The organism is Ottowia pentelensis (genome assembly GCF_964341695.1).
In genome coordinates this window covers 3,236,772-3,251,956 of record NZ_OZ224513.1, presented here as the reverse complement: position 1 = coordinate 3,251,956, position 15,185 = coordinate 3,236,772, and the positions used below count along the sequence as shown (strand labels likewise).

At 70.6% G+C, this 15,185-nt stretch carries 14 protein-coding genes and 1 tRNA gene; 5 read left to right on the top strand and 10 right to left on the bottom strand.

The annotated features are described in order from the left end of the window. Positions 1-25 precede the first annotated feature (25 nt). The 3 genes from ACWHMB_RS15700 to ACWHMB_RS15690 are packed head-to-tail and all read right to left on the bottom strand — an operon-like array spanning position 26 to position 3,562. Positions 26-943 (bottom strand): ABC transporter permease, encoded by a 918-nt coding sequence (locus tag ACWHMB_RS15700; protein ID WP_377479303.1) that lies wholly within the window; start codon positions 941-943, stop codon positions 26-28. Continuing rightward, on the bottom strand, positions 943-2,016 hold the full coding sequence (locus ACWHMB_RS15695) for an ABC transporter permease (RefSeq protein ID WP_377479301.1): 1,074 nt from the start codon (positions 2,014-2,016) through the stop codon (positions 943-945). The genes ACWHMB_RS15700 and ACWHMB_RS15695 overlap by 1 nt, the downstream gene beginning before the upstream one ends. Then, positions 2,003-3,562 (bottom strand): ABC transporter ATP-binding protein, encoded by a 1,560-nt coding sequence (locus ACWHMB_RS15690; RefSeq protein WP_377479298.1) that lies wholly within the window; start codon positions 3,560-3,562, stop codon positions 2,003-2,005. The genes ACWHMB_RS15695 and ACWHMB_RS15690 overlap by 14 nt, the downstream gene beginning before the upstream one ends. A gap of 222 nt (positions 3,563-3,784) precedes the next feature. Here ACWHMB_RS15690 and ACWHMB_RS15685 point away from each other — a divergent pair, with 222 nt between their 5' ends. Then, a complete protein-coding gene (locus ACWHMB_RS15685) occupies positions 3,785-4,432 on the top strand; it encodes a mechanosensitive ion channel domain-containing protein (protein ID WP_377479295.1) in 648 nt (215 codons plus the stop codon). Positions 4,433-4,487: 55 nt separating this feature from the next. On the opposite strand, the gene ACWHMB_RS15680 is transcribed toward ACWHMB_RS15685, so the two are convergent. Next, positions 4,488-4,564: transfer RNA gene (locus tag ACWHMB_RS15680), tRNA-Met, on the bottom strand. Positions 4,565-4,605: 41 nt separating this feature from the next. Further along, positions 4,606-5,385 carry an enoyl-CoA hydratase gene (locus tag ACWHMB_RS15675; protein ID WP_293224277.1) on the bottom strand — a complete coding sequence of 260 codons (780 nt, stop codon included), beginning with the start codon at positions 5,383-5,385 and terminating at the stop codon, positions 4,606-4,608. Between the two features lie 131 nt (positions 5,386-5,516). Here ACWHMB_RS15675 and ACWHMB_RS15670 point away from each other — a divergent pair, with 131 nt between their 5' ends. Genes ACWHMB_RS15670 through paaK form a run of 3 tightly spaced genes read left to right on the top strand, consistent with a single transcriptional unit; the run spans position 5,517 to position 8,088 of the window. After that, a complete protein-coding gene (locus ACWHMB_RS15670; protein WP_293224278.1) occupies positions 5,517-6,320 on the top strand; it encodes an enoyl-CoA hydratase-related protein in 804 nt (267 codons plus the stop codon). A 2-nt stretch (positions 6,321-6,322) separates the two neighbouring features. Continuing rightward, entirely contained in the window at positions 6,323-6,784 is a 462-nt protein-coding gene (gene paaI / locus ACWHMB_RS15665) for a hydroxyphenylacetyl-CoA thioesterase PaaI (protein ID WP_377479292.1), read from the top strand. Beyond that, positions 6,781-8,088 carry a phenylacetate--CoA ligase PaaK gene (paaK, locus tag ACWHMB_RS15660; protein ID WP_377479288.1) on the top strand — a complete coding sequence of 436 codons (1,308 nt, stop codon included), beginning with the start codon at positions 6,781-6,783 and terminating at the stop codon, positions 8,086-8,088. The genes paaI and paaK overlap by 4 nt, the downstream gene beginning before the upstream one ends. 27 nt (positions 8,089-8,115) lie before the next feature. On the opposite strand, the gene ACWHMB_RS15655 is transcribed toward paaK, so the two are convergent. The 5 genes from ACWHMB_RS15655 to ACWHMB_RS15635 form a co-directional block, all read right to left on the bottom strand. Then, positions 8,116-9,291, bottom strand: coding sequence for a DUF3108 domain-containing protein (locus ACWHMB_RS15655; protein WP_377479285.1), 1,176 nt, complete (start codon positions 9,289-9,291; stop codon positions 8,116-8,118). Next, positions 9,276-11,087 carry a M61 family metallopeptidase gene (locus tag ACWHMB_RS15650; protein WP_447648582.1) on the bottom strand — a complete coding sequence of 604 codons (1,812 nt, stop codon included), beginning with the start codon at positions 11,085-11,087 and terminating at the stop codon, positions 9,276-9,278. The genes ACWHMB_RS15655 and ACWHMB_RS15650 overlap by 16 nt, the downstream gene beginning before the upstream one ends. A gap of 192 nt (positions 11,088-11,279) precedes the next feature. Next, complete coding sequence (locus ACWHMB_RS15645; protein ID WP_377479280.1) at positions 11,280-11,996, bottom strand: DsbC family protein; 717 nt, start codon at positions 11,994-11,996, stop codon at positions 11,280-11,282. A 75-nt stretch (positions 11,997-12,071) separates the two neighbouring features. Beyond that, complete coding sequence (locus ACWHMB_RS15640) at positions 12,072-13,196, bottom strand: FAD-dependent monooxygenase (protein WP_377479277.1); 1,125 nt, start codon at positions 13,194-13,196, stop codon at positions 12,072-12,074. A 41-nt stretch (positions 13,197-13,237) separates the two neighbouring features. Continuing rightward, a complete protein-coding gene (locus tag ACWHMB_RS15635) occupies positions 13,238-14,191 on the bottom strand; it encodes an alpha/beta hydrolase (protein WP_377479274.1) in 954 nt (317 codons plus the stop codon). Positions 14,192-14,299: 108 nt separating this feature from the next. On the opposite strand from ACWHMB_RS15635, the gene ACWHMB_RS15630 reads away from it, so the two are divergent. Further along, positions 14,300-15,169 carry an MOSC domain-containing protein gene (locus ACWHMB_RS15630; protein WP_377479272.1) on the top strand — a complete coding sequence of 290 codons (870 nt, stop codon included), beginning with the start codon at positions 14,300-14,302 and terminating at the stop codon, positions 15,167-15,169. The last annotated feature ends 16 nt before the right edge of the window (positions 15,170-15,185 follow it).

The window sequence follows — 15,185 nt, the reverse complement described above, 5'->3', positions numbered from 1 at the left end:
AAGGGGCCATTTTAGGGATCGCCGTTCAGCCGGGGTAGAACGGCTTGCCCAGCGAGGCGGGCATGTTGACGCGGATCCAGGTGGGGTTGCGCGAGATCAGCGCCAGCACCACGATGGTGGCCAGGTAGGGCATGGCGGTCAGCAGTTGGCTGGTGATCTGCACGCCCTGGCCCTGCAGGTAGAACTGCAGCATGGTCACGCCGCCGAACAGGTAGGCGCCCAGCAGCACGCGCGCCGGCCGCCAGGTGCCGAAGGTGGTCAGCGCCAGCGCGATCCAGCCCTTGCCCGCCACCATGCCCTCGACCCACAGCGGCGTGTAGATGATGGACAGGAAGGCGCCGGCCAGCCCGCACAGCGCGCCGCCGGCGACGACGGCCGCCAGCCGGATGCGCCGCACCGGATAGCCCAGCGCGTGCGCCGACTCGGGCGATTCGCCCACCGAGCGCAGCACCAGTCCGGCGCGCGTGCGGTACAGGAACCAGATCAGCGCCACGGTGAGCGCGATGGCGCCGTACACCAGCGGGTGCTGGCGCAGCAGCGCCGGGCCGATGACGGGCACGTCGCCCAGGCCCAGCCAGTTGAAGCGCGGACGCTCGGGCATCTTGGCCTGCACGTAGCCGATGCCGACAAAGGCCGAAAAGCCGGCGCCGAACAGCGTCAGCGCCAGGCCCGTGGCGTACTGGTTGGCGTTGAGCCAGATCACCAGCCCGCCGAAGGCCGCCGCCAGCAGCGCGCCGGCGGCCATGCCGGCGGCAAAGCCCAGCCAGTCGCTGCCGGTGTGGATGACGGTGGCGAAGCCCGCGATGGCCGCGCACAGCATCATGCCCTCGGCGCCCAGGTTGACGATGCCCGCCTTCTCGTTGATCAGCAGGCCCAGCGCCGCCAGCGCCAGCACGGTGCCGGCGCTCAGCGTGGACGCGAACAGCAGCGGGTAGGCCTCCATCAGCGGGCTCCTTGCGGCCTGGCGGTGCGGCGCAGCCGATAGTTGACCAGCGTGTCGCAGGCCATCAGCGAAAACAGCAGCAGGCCCTGGAACACGTCGGTCAGCGACTTGGGCAGGCCCAGACGCGACTGCGCCAGCTCGCCGCCGATGTAGAACATGCTCATCAGGATGGCCGCCAGCACCATGCCCAGCGGGTGCAGCCGGCCGACGAAGGCGACGATGATGGCGGCAAAGCCGTAGCCCGCCGGCACGAAGGGCGTGAGCTGGCCCACCGGGCCGGCCACCTCCAGCGCGCCGGCCAGGCCGGCCGCGCCGCCCGAGATCAGCAGCGCCGTCCACAGCGCGCGGCGCGACGAAAAGCCGGCGTAGCGCGCCGCCGCCGGCGCCAGTCCGCCCACCTGCAGCGCAAAGCCGCTCCGGGTGCGAAACAGGTACAGCCACAGCAGGGCCGCGCCCGCCAGGCCGATCAGCGCGCCGATGCCCACGCGCGAGCCCGCCATCAGGCGCGGAATGCGCGTGACGGCCTCGAAGGTGCGCGTCTGCGGAAAGTTGTAGCCCGCCGGGTCCTTCCAGGGGCCGAACACGAAGTAGTTGAGCACCTGCACCGCGACGTACACCAGCATCAGGCTGACCAGGATTTCGCCGGCGTTGAAGCGGTCGCGCAGCAGGGCGGTGATGCCCGCCCACAGCATGCCGCCCAGCACGCCCGCCACCAAAATGGCCAGCACGATCCAGCGCCCGGTGTCCTTGTCGGCCAGCAGGGCGATGCCGCCGGCGCAGATGGCACCGATGATGTACTGGCCCTCGGCGCCGATGTTCCAGATGTTGGAGCGAAAGCACACCGCCAGCCCCAGCGCGATGATCAGCAGCGGCGTGGCCTTGACGCCCAGCTCGCCCAGCGCATAGGCCGACTTGATCGGCTCCCAGAAGAACACCCCCAGGCCCTTGACCGGGTCCTTGCCCATCAGCGAGAACAGGGCCACGCCCAGCACCACCGTGATGGCCAGCGCCAGCACGGGCGAGAGCCAGGCCCAGGTGCGCGAGGGGGAGGGGCGCAGCTCAAGCCGCAGCATGGGCCACCTCGTGTGCGTTGCCCGCGTCGGCCTCGGCGCCGGGCCACAGCCCGCTCATCCACTGGCCGATCAGCTCGACCGTGGCCTCGGCGCGCGCCAGGCTGGGCGAGAGCTGGCCCTTGGCGATCACGTGCAGGCGATCGCTCATCTCGAACAGCTCGTCCAGCTCCTCGCTCACCACCAGCACCGCGCAGCCGGCGTCGCGCAGCGCCAGCACCTCGGCGCGGATCTGTGCGGCCGCGCCCACGTCGACGCCCCAGGTGGGTTGCGAGACGATCAGCAGTTTTGGCTTGGCGTCGATCTCGCGCCCCATCAGGTACTTTTGCAGGTTGCCGCCCGACAGCGAGCGCGCCGGCGCGAGCGGCCCATTGGCCTTGACGCGAAAGCGCTCGATGATGCCGGCCGACTGCGCGCGCAGCGCCTTCACGCGCAGCCAGCCCCCGCGGCCCACGCTTTCGCGCCGCGTCAGCAGCAGGTTGTGCGCCAGGCTCATGTCGGGCACGGCGCCGCGGCCCAGCCGCTCCTCGGGCACGAAGTGCAGGCCCAGTGCACGGCGGCGCGCCGGGCGCAGCGCCCCGGCCGGCATGTTCGCTATCGTTATGGAAGCTGCCGGCGCGCGCCGGTCCTCGCCCGACAGCGCAAACAGCAGCTCGCGCTGGCCGTTGCCCGAGACGCCGGCAATGCCCAGCACCTCGCCCGCGCGCACCTGCAGCGACACGCCCTGCAGGTCGATGCCGAAGGGCGACTCGCGCGGCAGGCTCAGCTGCTCGACGGCCAGCACCACCGGGCCCGGCGTGCGCGCGTGGTGCTCCAGCGGCGGCGGCTCGGCGCCGATCATCAGGCGCGACAGCGAGGCATTGGTCTCCTGCCGCGGGTCGCACACGCCGGTCACGCGGCCGGCGCGCATCACCGTGCAGGCGTTGCACAGCGCGCGAATCTCGTGCAGCTTGTGGCTGATGTACAAAATGCTGCAGCCCTCGGCCGCCAGCTGGCGCAGCGTGACGAACAGCTTGTCGACCGCCTGCGGCGTCAGCACCGAGGTCGGCTCGTCCAGGATCAGCAGACGCGGGTGCGCCAGCAGGGCGCGGATGATTTCCACCCGCTGCATCTCGCCCACGCCCAGGGTGTGCACCGGGCGCTCGGGGTCCACGTCCAAGCCGTAGGCCGTGGCCGTCTCGGCGATGCGGCGCGTCACCTCGGGCAGCGACAGCGATTTATGAAGCCCCAGCCACACGTTCTCGGCCACCGAGAGCGTCTCGAACAGGCTGAAGTGCTGGAACACCATGGCGATGCCCAGCTGGCGCGCCTCCTGCGGGCTGCGCACGGCCACCGCCTGGCCGTTGACGCGCACCTCGCCGGCGTCGGGCTTGACGGCGCCGTAGATGATCTTCATCAGCGTGCTCTTGCCGGCACCGTTCTCGCCCAGCACGGCGTGGATTTCGCCCGGCTGCACGGCAAGCGAAATCTGGTCGTTGGCCAGCACGCCGGGGTAGCGCTTGGTGATGCCCACCAGTTCGAGCCGGGGCGATGTCGGGGGTTCGGTCACGGGCAGCGGGCGTTCGGGTGGGCGGGGCGGTCGATGTGGCGCGCCATGTTACATGGCGTAGCCCCCAAGGCGGCACCGGGAAAACGCCCGGGCGGCTGGCCGACAGCTGTGGGATACTACCAAATTAAGAGCTGCTGGCGCAATCAGTACGGGCGCTGGCGGCCGTTTTTGTCCTAAATCTCTGACCCGGTTCGGCCGCCACGTCGCGTCTTTCATTTGCCCATGATCGAGCTCATTCGCCACTACCGCAGCCGCCTGCCCGCCTGGGTGCAGGACTGGCTCGACATCATCGTCCCCGGCGCGCAGATCGCGCTGATCGTGCTGGCGGCCTGGGCCATCAACGGTGTCTTCAAGCATGCCCTGCGCCGCCTGGAGCAGCACTACGGCCTGCCGCCCAAGCTGATGATTCCGCTGCGCGGCGTGGTGCGCTGGATCATCATCGTCGCCGCCGCGCTGTTGGTGCTGGGCCGGCTGGGCGTGTCGGGCGAGGTGCTGTGGACGGCCTTCACCGGCTTTGCCGCCGTCGGCGCCGTGGCCTTCTTTGCCGCCTGGAGCGTGCTGTCCAACCTGTTTTGCGCCCTGCTCATCATGACCGTGCAGCCGTTTCGCCTGGACGACGACATCGAGGTGCTGGACAGCGCCGAAAAGCCCGGCGCCAAGGGCCGGGTGAAAGACATCAACCTGCTCTACACCACGCTCGAAGAAGGCGCGGGCGAGCAGCGGCGCCTGCTGCAAATCCCCAATGCGCTGATTTTTCAACGGGTGGTGCGTCGGTGGCCGGGGGGTGGGGCCGCAGCGGTACCACCGAGCACCCAGCCGGAAGCGGCGTCGGCAGCGGCAGGCGCCGCACTGGAAACACCTGTGCCATGAGGCGCTGGCACCAAGAAAAAAGCCAGCCCATCCGGACTGGCTTTCTCGTACCACGTGGTGGTGGTAGGTGGAATCGAACCACCGACCTTGGGGTTATGAATCCCACGCTCTAACCGACTGAGCTATACCACCCAAAGCGCAAGATTATAAAGGGGAAATCGGCGTGATCCAGGTCAGCGGTGCTTGAACTGCGGCGCGCGCTTGGCCACGAAGGCGTCCATGCCTTCCTTCTGGTCTTCGGTGGCGAACAGGGCGTGGAACAGGCGGCGCTCGAACATCACGCCGTCGGCCAGCGGGCCCTCGAAGGCGCGGTTGACGCATTCCTTGGCGGCCATCACGGCCAGGCGGCCCATGCCGCTGATGGTCAGCGCGGCGGCCAGGGCTTCGTCCATCAGCTTGTCCAGCGGCACCACGCGGCTGACCAGGCCGGCGCGCTCGGCTTCGTCGGCGTTCATCATGCGGCCGGTGAGCGCCAGGTCCATCGCCTTGGACTTGCCCACGGCGCGCGGCAGGCGCTGCGTGCCGCCGGCGCCGGGGATGATGCCCAGCTTGATCTCGGGTTGGCCGAAGCGCGCGTTGTCGGCGGCAATGATGAAGTCGCACATCATGGCCAGCTCGCAGCCGCCGCCCAGGGCAAAGCCGCTGACGGCGGCGATCACGGGCTTGCGGATGGAGCGGATGGTTTCCCAGTCGCGCGTGATGTAGTCGTCGCCGTACACGTCGGCAAAGGTGTAGGTGGCCATGGCGCCGATGTCGGCACCGGCGGCAAAGGCCTTTTCGCTGCCGGTGAGGACGATACAGCCGATGGCTTCGTCGGCTTCGAAGGCCTTCAGCGCCTGGCCCAGCTCCACCATCAGCGCGGGGCTGAGCGCGTTGAGCTGCTTGGGGCGGTTGAGCGTGATGACGCCGACGCGCTCGCCTTCGGTGCGTACCTGGATGAATTCGTAGGCCATGGGCGGTTCCTCGTGCTTCGATGCGGTGAAATCAGCGACTATAGCGAGCGCCCGCGTGCGCCGGCCCCGCCGGGTTAACCGACCCGTCGGTTGGTTAATGGTAGATTCCACGTTTCGGAGACCCAAGCCCCATGAATCAAACCGCTTCCCACGACGTCCTGTACGAGGAACACGGCGCCGTCGCCGTGCTCACGCTCAACCGGCCCGCCTCGCTCAACAGCCTGACGCGCAGCATGCACCGCTCGCTGTGGGCCGCGCTGGACCACGTGGAGGCCAACAAGGCCATCCGCGCCCTGGTGCTGACGGGGGCGGGGCGCGGCTTTTGCGCCGGCGCCGACCTGTCGGAGTTCGACTTTGCCGAGGGCCCCGACCTGGAAAAGCGCGCCGACCCCGGCCCGCTGATCGAGCAGTCCTTCAACCCCACCACGCGCCGGCTGATGAAGGTGCGCGTGCCCACGGTGTGTGCCGTCAACGGCGTGGCCGCGGGCGCCGGCGCCTCGCTGGCGATGGCCTGCGACATCACCATCGCCGCGTCCACCGCGGTTTTCATCCAGGCCTTCAGCAAGATCGGCCTGGTGCCCGACAGCGGCGGCACCTGGTTCTTGCCGCAGCGCGTGGGCCTGGCGCGCGCCATGGCGCTGTGCCTGACGGGCGACAAGCTGAGTGCGCCCGACGCCAAGGCCATGGGCATGATCTGGGACGTGCAGGACGACGCGCTGGGCGCCGCCAAGGCCCTGGCCGAGCGCCTGGCCGCCATGCCGACGCAGGCGCTGGTGGCCACGCGCCAGCTGTTGCGCGGCGCGCACACGCACAGCCTGGACGAGCAGCTGGACATCGAGCGCGACGTGCAGTCGCGCTTGGGCTTCACGCACGACTACATCGAGGGCGTGCAGGCCTTTCTGCAAAAGCGCCCGGCGCGGTTCAAGGGCGAATGAACATGAGCGATGCAGCAACGGCCCTGGCGCGGCGCGTGGGCGAGACCATGTTCGCTCAGGATCGCGCCTCGCGCGAGACCATGGGCATGGAGCTGCTGGCCTGCGAGCCCGGCCGCGCGCGCATGCGCATGACGGTGCACGCCCGGCATCTGAACGGCCACCAGATCTGCCACGGCGGCTTCATCTTCACGCTGGCCGATTCGACCTTTGCCTTTGCCTGCAACAGCCGCAACCACAGCGCGGTGGCGGCCGGCTGCAGCATCGAGTTCTTGCGGCCCGCGCACGAGGGCGACGTGCTGACCTGCGAGGGCGTCGAGCAGGTGCAAAGCGGCCGCCACGGCGTGTACGACATGCGCGTGACCGACCAGCACGGACACGTGGTGGCGCTGTTTCGCGGCAAGAGCGCGCAGATCAGGGGCCGCGTGCTGCCCGATGAACCCGAACAACAGGAGACGCGCGCATGAACGCGAGCACCAAGACTTTTGCGCTGGAGCCGATCGAGAAGGCCAGCATCGACGAGTTGCGCGCCCTGCAGCTGCAGCGCATGAAGTGGTCGCTGGGGCACGCCTACGCGCATTCGCCGGTGTACCGGGCCAAGTTCGACGCCGCCGGCGTGCACCCGGACGATTTGCGCACGCTGGCCGACCTGGCCAAATTCCCGTTCACCACCAAGCACGACCTGCGCGACAACTACCCGTTCGGCATGTTTGCCGTGCCGCGCGAGCAGGTGGTGCGCGTGCACGCCAGCAGCGGCACCACGGGCAAGCCGACGGTGGTGGGCTACACGCGCAAGGACATCGACACCTGGGCCGACGTGGTGGCGCGCTCGATTCGCGCCAGCGGCGCGCGGCCGGGCGACATGGTGCACGTCAGCTACGGCTACGGCCTGTTCACCGGCGGCCTGGGCGCGCACTACGGCGCCGAGCGCCTGGGCCTGACGGTGGTGCCCTTCGGCGGCGGCCAGACCGAGCGGCAGATCCAGCTGATCCAGGACTTCAAGCCCGACATCATCATGGTCACGCCCAGCTACATGCTGGCGATCTGCGAGCAGGTCGAGCACATGGGACTCGACCCGAAGGCGCTCAGCCTGCGCATCGGCATCTTCGGCGCCGAGCCCTGGACCAACGAGATGCGCCACGCCATCGAGCAGCGCGCCGGCATCGACGCGGTGGACATCTACGGCCTGTCGGAGGTGATGGGCCCCGGCGTGGCCAACGAGTGCGTGGAGACCAAGGACGGCCCCACCATCTGGGAAGACCACTTCTACCCCGAGATCATCGACCCCGACACCGGCGCGGTGCTGCCCGACGGCGAGGAGGGCGAGCTGGTTTTCACCAGCCTGACGAAAGAGGCGCTGCCCATCATCCGCTACCGCACGCGCGACCTCACGCGCCTGCTGCCCGGCACCGCGCGCACCATGCGCCGCATGCAGAAGATCACCGGCCGCAGCGACGACATGATGATCATCCGCGGCGTGAACGTGTTCCCGACGCAGATCGAGGAGCTGATCCTCAAGCGCCCCGAGCTCTCGCCCAACTACCAGTGCCTGCTGACGCGCGAGGGCCCCATGGACAAGCTGAAGGTCGCGGTCGAGACCGCGCCGGGGCTCGACCCCATGGGCATCGAGGCGCGCGCCGCCGCCAAGCTGCTGCAGCACGAGATCAAGATCTACGTCGGCAGCAGCGTCGAGATCGAACTGAAGCCCGAAGGCGGCATCGAGCGCAGCGTGGGCAAGGCGCGGCGGGTGGTGGATCTGCGGAAAAAATGACGTCGTGGTGGGTGAAAGGCCCAACCCTCACTGCTGCTCGATGGTCTCCACCATCAGGTCCATGTAGGTGTCCGGCCCCTGCGTCAGGCGGATGCGCACCGGCAGGTATTGCAGCGTGGGGGCGAACCAGATTTCGGCGCTGATGGGGCCGCGCGGCTTGTCGATCGGGCGGGGCTTCAGGTGCAGCGCGGGCACGGCGCCCAGGCGCGGCAGCTGCAGCGTGTCCTCGCCCACCACGTCGTAGGTCCATTCGTCCACGCCGCCCGGGCGCGCCAGCCACAGGCGGATGCTGGTGCCGGGCGTGGGCGCGATCTGGCCGCTGGCGAAGCGGTGCGCCAGCTCGACGAACTGGCTGGCCGTGTCCTGCACGCCCTCGGGGCGCGGCACGCTCTGGCCGTCGTTCAGGCGCACCACGTCGCCGATGCGCACGCCGCGCCGGCGCTGGCGCACCTGCTCCTCGTACACCTCGGGCGACAGGCCGCGCGCGGTGATCTCGCCCTGACTGGTGAAGCGCATCGACAGCAGGATGCCGACATCGAGCTGCACCGCCGCCTGGTAGCGCGTGCCGGTGTGCTGCCACAGCACCTGGGCGTTGCCGTGCAACTCGCCGCGATAGTTGCCGCTCAGGGCGTAGGCCAGGCGCGTGTCGCCGGGCCAGCCGGCCAGAAAGGCCGGCTCGGCGTCGCCGGCCTCGCTGGCGGCTGTTGCCGGTGCCGAGGCTGCCGCCTGCGCTGCGCTGGCGGCATCGGCTGCGGCGACGGCTGGCTCGGTGGCCGGCGCGGCGGGCGCCGGCGTGTCGGCCACATCGTCCGGGGCGGGCGGCAGGGTTTCGGGTTCGGGCGCGGCAGCCGGCGGCGCGCTGGCGGGCTGTGCCGGCGCCTTGGCGACTTTGTTTTTGATAGCTGCCGGCGCTTGGTGGATAAGCGCTGTCGGCCTGTTTGGCACTGAAACCGGCGCAGCGGTCTCGGCCGCTGCGGTCACGGGTGCCGGCGCCTGCACGGTGATGGTGCGCGTGTACATGGGCGCGGTCACCTGGGCCAGCAGGCTGGGCGGCTGCAGCAGGCCGCGCAGCCAGCTCAGCACCAGGGCGTGCGCCAGCAGCACGCCGATCAGGATGAGCCCGAGCGTGCGGCGCTCGCGGCGGCGGCGCTGCGCCGGGTCGGGCGGCGCGGACGAAGGAGGGTGGCTCAGGCGCCGGGCCACGATGGGGCGGCGCTGTCGGTGGGCGGGCGCGGCGCCAGGCGCCAGGTGGTGGTGGGGGCGGGCAGGGTGAGCGGCAGGCGCAGCAGGCGCTGCTCGCGCGCGACGAGGGCGGTGACCTGGCGCTGCGGGCCGGCAAACAGGGGCAACTCGTCGAGCCGGCGCAGGCGCCAGGCGGAGGCTGAGGCGGCCACACCCTTGCGAGCCGGGCGCGCGCCGCGCGGCGCGGGGTCGGGCACCTCCAGGCCCAGCCATTCGTCGCCGGCGGCCAGGCCGGCGGCGGCGGCGGGGCCGCCGTCCAGCACCACCTTGACGGTGATGCCGGCCTGCTCGGCGACGCGCAGGCCCAGCGCCTGCGCCAGCGGCGCCGGGTCTTGCAGCACCTGCACGCCGTGCGCCGTCAGCAGGCGCTCCAGCGGCAGCTCATCGGTGCCGTGCACCCAGGCCGCCAGCTCGGGCGCGTAGCTGCGCCCGCCCAGCTCGGCCAGCACGGCGGCGACGTCGTCCTCGCGCAGTGGGCCGCCCTGGCAGCGCCGCCACAGCGCGCGCATGACCTCGTCCAGCGTCGCCCGGCCTTCGCCGCGCAGGGTGAGGTCCAGGCACAGCGCCACCAGCGCGCCCTTGGTGTAATAGCTGATGGTGCTGTTGGGCGTGTTTTCGTCCGGGCGGTAGTAGCGCAGCCAGGCGTCGAAGCTGGCCTGCGCCACCGACTGCACGCGCCGCCCCGGCGCCTGCAGCACCTGGTTGGCGGTCTTGGTCAGCAGCTTGCAGTAGGTGGCGTCGTCGATCAGGCCGGCGCGGCGCAGCAGCAGGTCGTCGTAGTAGCTGGTGAAGCCCTCGAAGAACCACAGCAGCTCGGTCGGGTTCTCGCGCGTGTAGTCGTAAGGGGCGAACTCGACGGGCTTCAGGCGCTTGACGTTCCAGGTGTGGAAGTACTCGTGGCTGATCAGGCCCAGCAGCGTGACGTAGCCCTCGCCCGCGGCGACGGCGCTGTCGGGCGCGCCGATGCGCGGCAGGTTGGCGCGCTTGCAGATCAGGGCGGTGCTGGCGCGGTGCTCCAGGCCACCGTAGGCGTCTTCGACCGCATTGAGCATGAACACGTAGTGCGCGTGCGGCGGCGCGCCCTCGGGGTGCCAGAAGCGGATGGCCGTCTCGCACACGGTCTGCGCATCGCGCAGCAGGCGCGCGCCGTCGAACGAAGCCGGCGCGCCGGCGACGACGAAGCGGTGCGGCACACCGCAGGCCTCGAAGGCGCCGCTCCAGAACGCGCCCAGCTCGACGGGGTGGTCGACCAGCTCGTCGTAGTCGCGCGCCACGTAGTCGCCGAAGCCGCGCGCATCCACGCGCCGCGGCGTCATGGCGGTGGCCAGCTGCCAGTGCGGCGCCGCCTTGGGCGCAGGCACCGTCAGCTGGTGCGCGCCGCCGTCCTGCCCGTGCACGCGCAGCAGCAGGCTGGTGCCGTTGAAAAAACCCCGCTCGGCGTCCAGCCAGGCGGTGCGCACCGAGGCGTCGAAGGCGTAGACCTCGTAGCGCAGCACCAGCGGCTGGCGTGGGTCGCAATCAATGCGCCAGCTGCACTTGTCGAGCTGGCGCAGCGCGCAGGCGGCGTCGCCCTGCCGCGCCGTCAGGCCGTTCAGGTGACGGGCGAACTCGCGCACCAAGTAGCTGCCCGGAATCCACACCGGCAGCGACACCGTCTGCTCGGCCGCCGGCTTGGCGATGCGCAGCTCGACGGCGTAGCGATGGCCGTGCAGGTCGGCCGCTTCGACGCGGTAGTGGATGGGGGCGGCAACAGCCATGAAAATCGAAGACGCGCGAGCGCTCAGCAATGGATGGCGCCAGCGCCGCACAAAACTCCAAGAGCCCGCTGGCCGCGGAGCAGGCCAGGCCAGTGATCGCCGTGGCCGGGCTTGTACCGGCCACGGGCGATGCCCCCTGGAGGGGGGAGGCGCAACATCGCGCAGCGAGTGGAGCAACGGGGGTCGTTCATGTCAGCGAGAGAGCAGCTGCTCGATCTGCTGCGCGTTGATGGCGCCGGGCACGCGGTGGCCGTCGACGAATACCAGGGTGGGCGTGCCGGTGATGTTGTATTTGCGCGCAAACGCCACGTTGGCGTCCAGCGCGGCGGTGTCGCACTTGGACGCGCCCTTGGGCGCGACGTGGCGCAGCATCCAGTCGTCCCAGGTCTTGGCCTTGTCGGTGCTGCACCAGATCTGCTTGGACTTCTCGACCGAGTCGGGTCCCAGGATGGGGATCAGGAAGGTGTGGACGGTGACGTTGTCGATTTTTTCGAGGTCGGCCTCGAAGCGCTTGCAGTACGGGCAGTTGGGGTCTTCGAACACCGCCAGCTTGCGCTTGCCGTTGCCGCGCACGACGGTGAAGGCGTTCTTGAGCTGCAGGTCCTTGAAGTTGATGGCGGTGAGCTTGTCGATGCGCTCTTCGGTCAGGTTCTTGCGCGCGCGGGTGTCGATCAGCGCGCCCTGGATCAGGTAGTTGCCCTCGGCGTCGCTGTAGAAGATGTCGTTGCCGATGCGCACCTCGAACAGGCCGGGCATGGGTGTCTTGCTGACCTCGTCGATCTGCGTCAGGCCCGGAATGCGGTCCATCAGCGTCTTGCGCAGGGTGGCCTCCTGCGCGCCGGCCAGCAGCGGCAGCAGGGCCAGCGCCAAGACGGCCAGCCAGCGGCGCGGGGTGGGGGTGAGGTTCATGAACGGCTTCTTGTCAAAAGGGTGGATCGAAAGGGATGAAGAACTGGGACACCGCCAAGGCGCGGACGGTTCCCGTCAGACGTTCATGGCCAGGCGGGCGACGCGCGCCTTGAGCGGGCCGCTGTGGTCGAACAGGGTCATGCCCCAGTTGCGCAGCGGGCCGGCCAGCGGCGCGGGGTGGCCGAACAGCAACTGCAGGCCGTCGGTGGCCCAGCGCATGCGCAGCCAGTGGCCCTGGCGCGCGCGCTCGTAGCGGCGCAGCAGGCGCAGGTCGGATACGGGGCGCCAGCGCTCGCGCGCGGCCAGCACGCGCGCCAGCTCGGCGGCATCGCCCAGGCCCACGTTCAGGCCCTGGCCGGCCAGCGGGTGCATGGCGTGGGCGGCATCGCCGGCCAGCGCAAAGCTTTCGCCCACGCGCCCCGGCATGGCGCCGACCCAGCGGCGGGCGTGCGCCAGCACCAGCGGCCAGCTGGCGCGCGCGCCCTGCACCTGCAGCGCGCCCAAGGCGTCGCCGCTCATATCGTGCAGGTGCGCGGCCAGGGTGGCGTCGTCCCAGGCGGCAACCTGCGCGGCGCGCTCGCTGGCCAGCGACCAGACCACCGCCACCTCGCGCCCGCCCGGGCCGCCCAGGGGCAAAAAGGCCAGGACGTCGCCCTCGGACGTGAACCACTGGCGCGCCACCTGCTCGTGCGGGCGCTCGCAGTCCAGCCGGGTGGCCAGGGCGTGCTGCGGGTAGCGCACGCTGTCGTATTCGATGCCCAGCTCGGCGCGGGTGGCGCTGGCGCGGCCCTCGCACACCACCGTCAGCGGCGCGGCCACGGGCGCGTCGATCACGTCGATGGCGCTCTGGTAGCGCACGGCCTCGGCCAGCAACTGCTCCAGCCGCGGCACATCGACGATCCAGTTGAGCGCGGCCACGCCCTGCTGCTGGGCGCTGAAGTGCACGGCGCCCTGCTGGTCGGCCTGCACCTGCATGGCCAGCACGGGGGTGGCGGCCACGCCACCCGGCCAGCAGCGCAGCGACTGCAGCAGGGCCTGCACGGCGGGGCTGATGGCGTAGGCGCGCACGTCGGCCGCGGCCGGCGGGCCGGCGGGCGGCGCCACCAGGGCCACGCGCAGGCGATCGCGCGCGGCCAGCAGCGCCAGCGTGCGCCCGACGATGCCGGCGCCGCGGATGCAAAGGTCATGCTCGAAGGCCATGCGTCGATTGTATGAAGGCGCCGCAGCACCGGTCGGGCGGGCTAGGGCTCCGCGGCCAGCACCTTTTCCAGGAAGCCGCGCAGCGCGGCGCGGTAGCGCGCCGGGTCTTCCGACCACGACTCGACGTGCCGCGCATGGGTGCGCACATAGGTCATGTCGGGGCGCAGGCGCTTCAGCTCGTCGCTGATGACGATGGGCACCAGCGCGTCGGTGTCGCCGTGCGCGTCGAACAAAAAGCGCGGCCGGGTGGCGAACACCGGCAGGGTCAGCGTGTCGTCCAACCGGATGCCCACGCGCCCCGGCGTGATCTGCGTCGCCACCCAGGTCACGGCGCCGCTGAGCGGCAGGCGCTTGGCCTCGACGTAATGCTGCAGCGTGGCGCGCAAGTCCAGCGCCGGCGCGTCCAGCACCGCCGCGACGACGTCCCCGGTGTGCGCCGCGTGGCGCAGGTACTGCCCGACGATGGCGCCGCCCATCGACTGCGCCGCCAGGATGATGTGCTTGGCGCCGTGGCGCCGCGCCGTTTCGACCGCGGCGTCCAGGTCGTGCCATTCGGTCAGGCCGAAGGCGTAGATGCCGTCGGGCGAGCGCGGCGCGCCGGCGTCGTTGCGGTAGGCGTACAGCAGCGTGGTGATGCCCAGCGGCCGCGCCACGCTGGTCACGCGATAGCCGTCCTCGCGCCGGCCGCCGATGCCGTGGGTGTAGACCATCCAGGTGTCGCCCGCGCCGGCTGCGGGCGGAATCACCCAGGCCGGCAGCGGGCCCAGCTCGGACGCGATGGACACGGACTCGAACGGCCAGCCGAAGGCGTGCTGCGGGTCGCCGTCGTAGTCCAGCGTGAGCGGGTCGCGCGTTTGCAGCGTGCGGTTGGTGAACGGCCCGCCCACCGTCACCATCTGCTTGAGGCCGCTGGACAGCTGCCAGCCGATGCCGCCGCAGTAGGCGGCCAGGGCCAGCAGCAGGGGGGCGACGAGCCAGGACAGTTTGCGGATCATGGGCGGTGCAGTGCGTTGAAGCGTGCGGGGCGTGCGTGGTCATGGTAGCGCGCGGGGCCGCGCGCCGTTGCGCGGACAATGGCGGCCTGTCTTGCCCCGTTGATCATCATGCAGCAGCCCGAACCCGATGTCCGCGCCCGCGTGGCGCGCCTGTTTGTCTATCCCGTCAAGTCCTGCGCGGGCGTGGAACTGAGCGAGGCGCTGCTGGCCGAGACCGGGCTGGACCTGGACCGAGCCTGGATGGTGGTCGATGGCGAGGGCCAGTTCTTGACGCAGCGCGAGTGGCCCCGCATGGCGCTGGTGCGCCCGCAGATCCGCCTGAGCGAAGTGGTGCTGCGCGCGCCCGGCATGCTGGCCTTGCATCTGGGCATCGACGAGGTCGAGCGCCCCCTGCACGTGCGCGTGTGGAGCGACGAGGTCGACGCCTGGGACATGGGCGACATCGCCGGCCAGTGGTTCAGCGATTTTCTGGGCCGGCCCGGCCTGCGCCTGGCGCGCTTCGACCCCGAGGTGCGGCGCCTGTCCAACCTGAAGTGGACGGGCGGCATCGAGGCCGTCAACCAGTTCGTCGACGGCTACCCCTTCCTGGTCACCAGCGAGGCCTCGCTGGCCGAGCTCAACCGCCGCCTGCAGGCCGCCGGCCACGCGCCGGTGGGCATCGAGCGGCTGCGGCCCAACCTGGTGCTGGCCGGCGTGGAGGCGCACGACGAAGACCGCCTGGCCCAGCTGCGCATCGCCACCGCCGACGGCCCGGTGGTGCTCAAACCCGTCAAGCCCTGCGCGCGCTGCCCCATCCCCAATATCGACCCGCAAACGGCCGAGAGCAGCCCCGAGGTGCTGGCCACGCTGAGCCAGTACCGCGCCGACGCCCGCGTCGACGGGCAACTCACCTTCGGCATGAACGCCATCATCCTGGACGGTGTGGAGCGCACGCTGCGCGTGGGCGATGCGGTGGAGGGCGATTGGCTGTTTGATTGAAACTATCAAATAGATA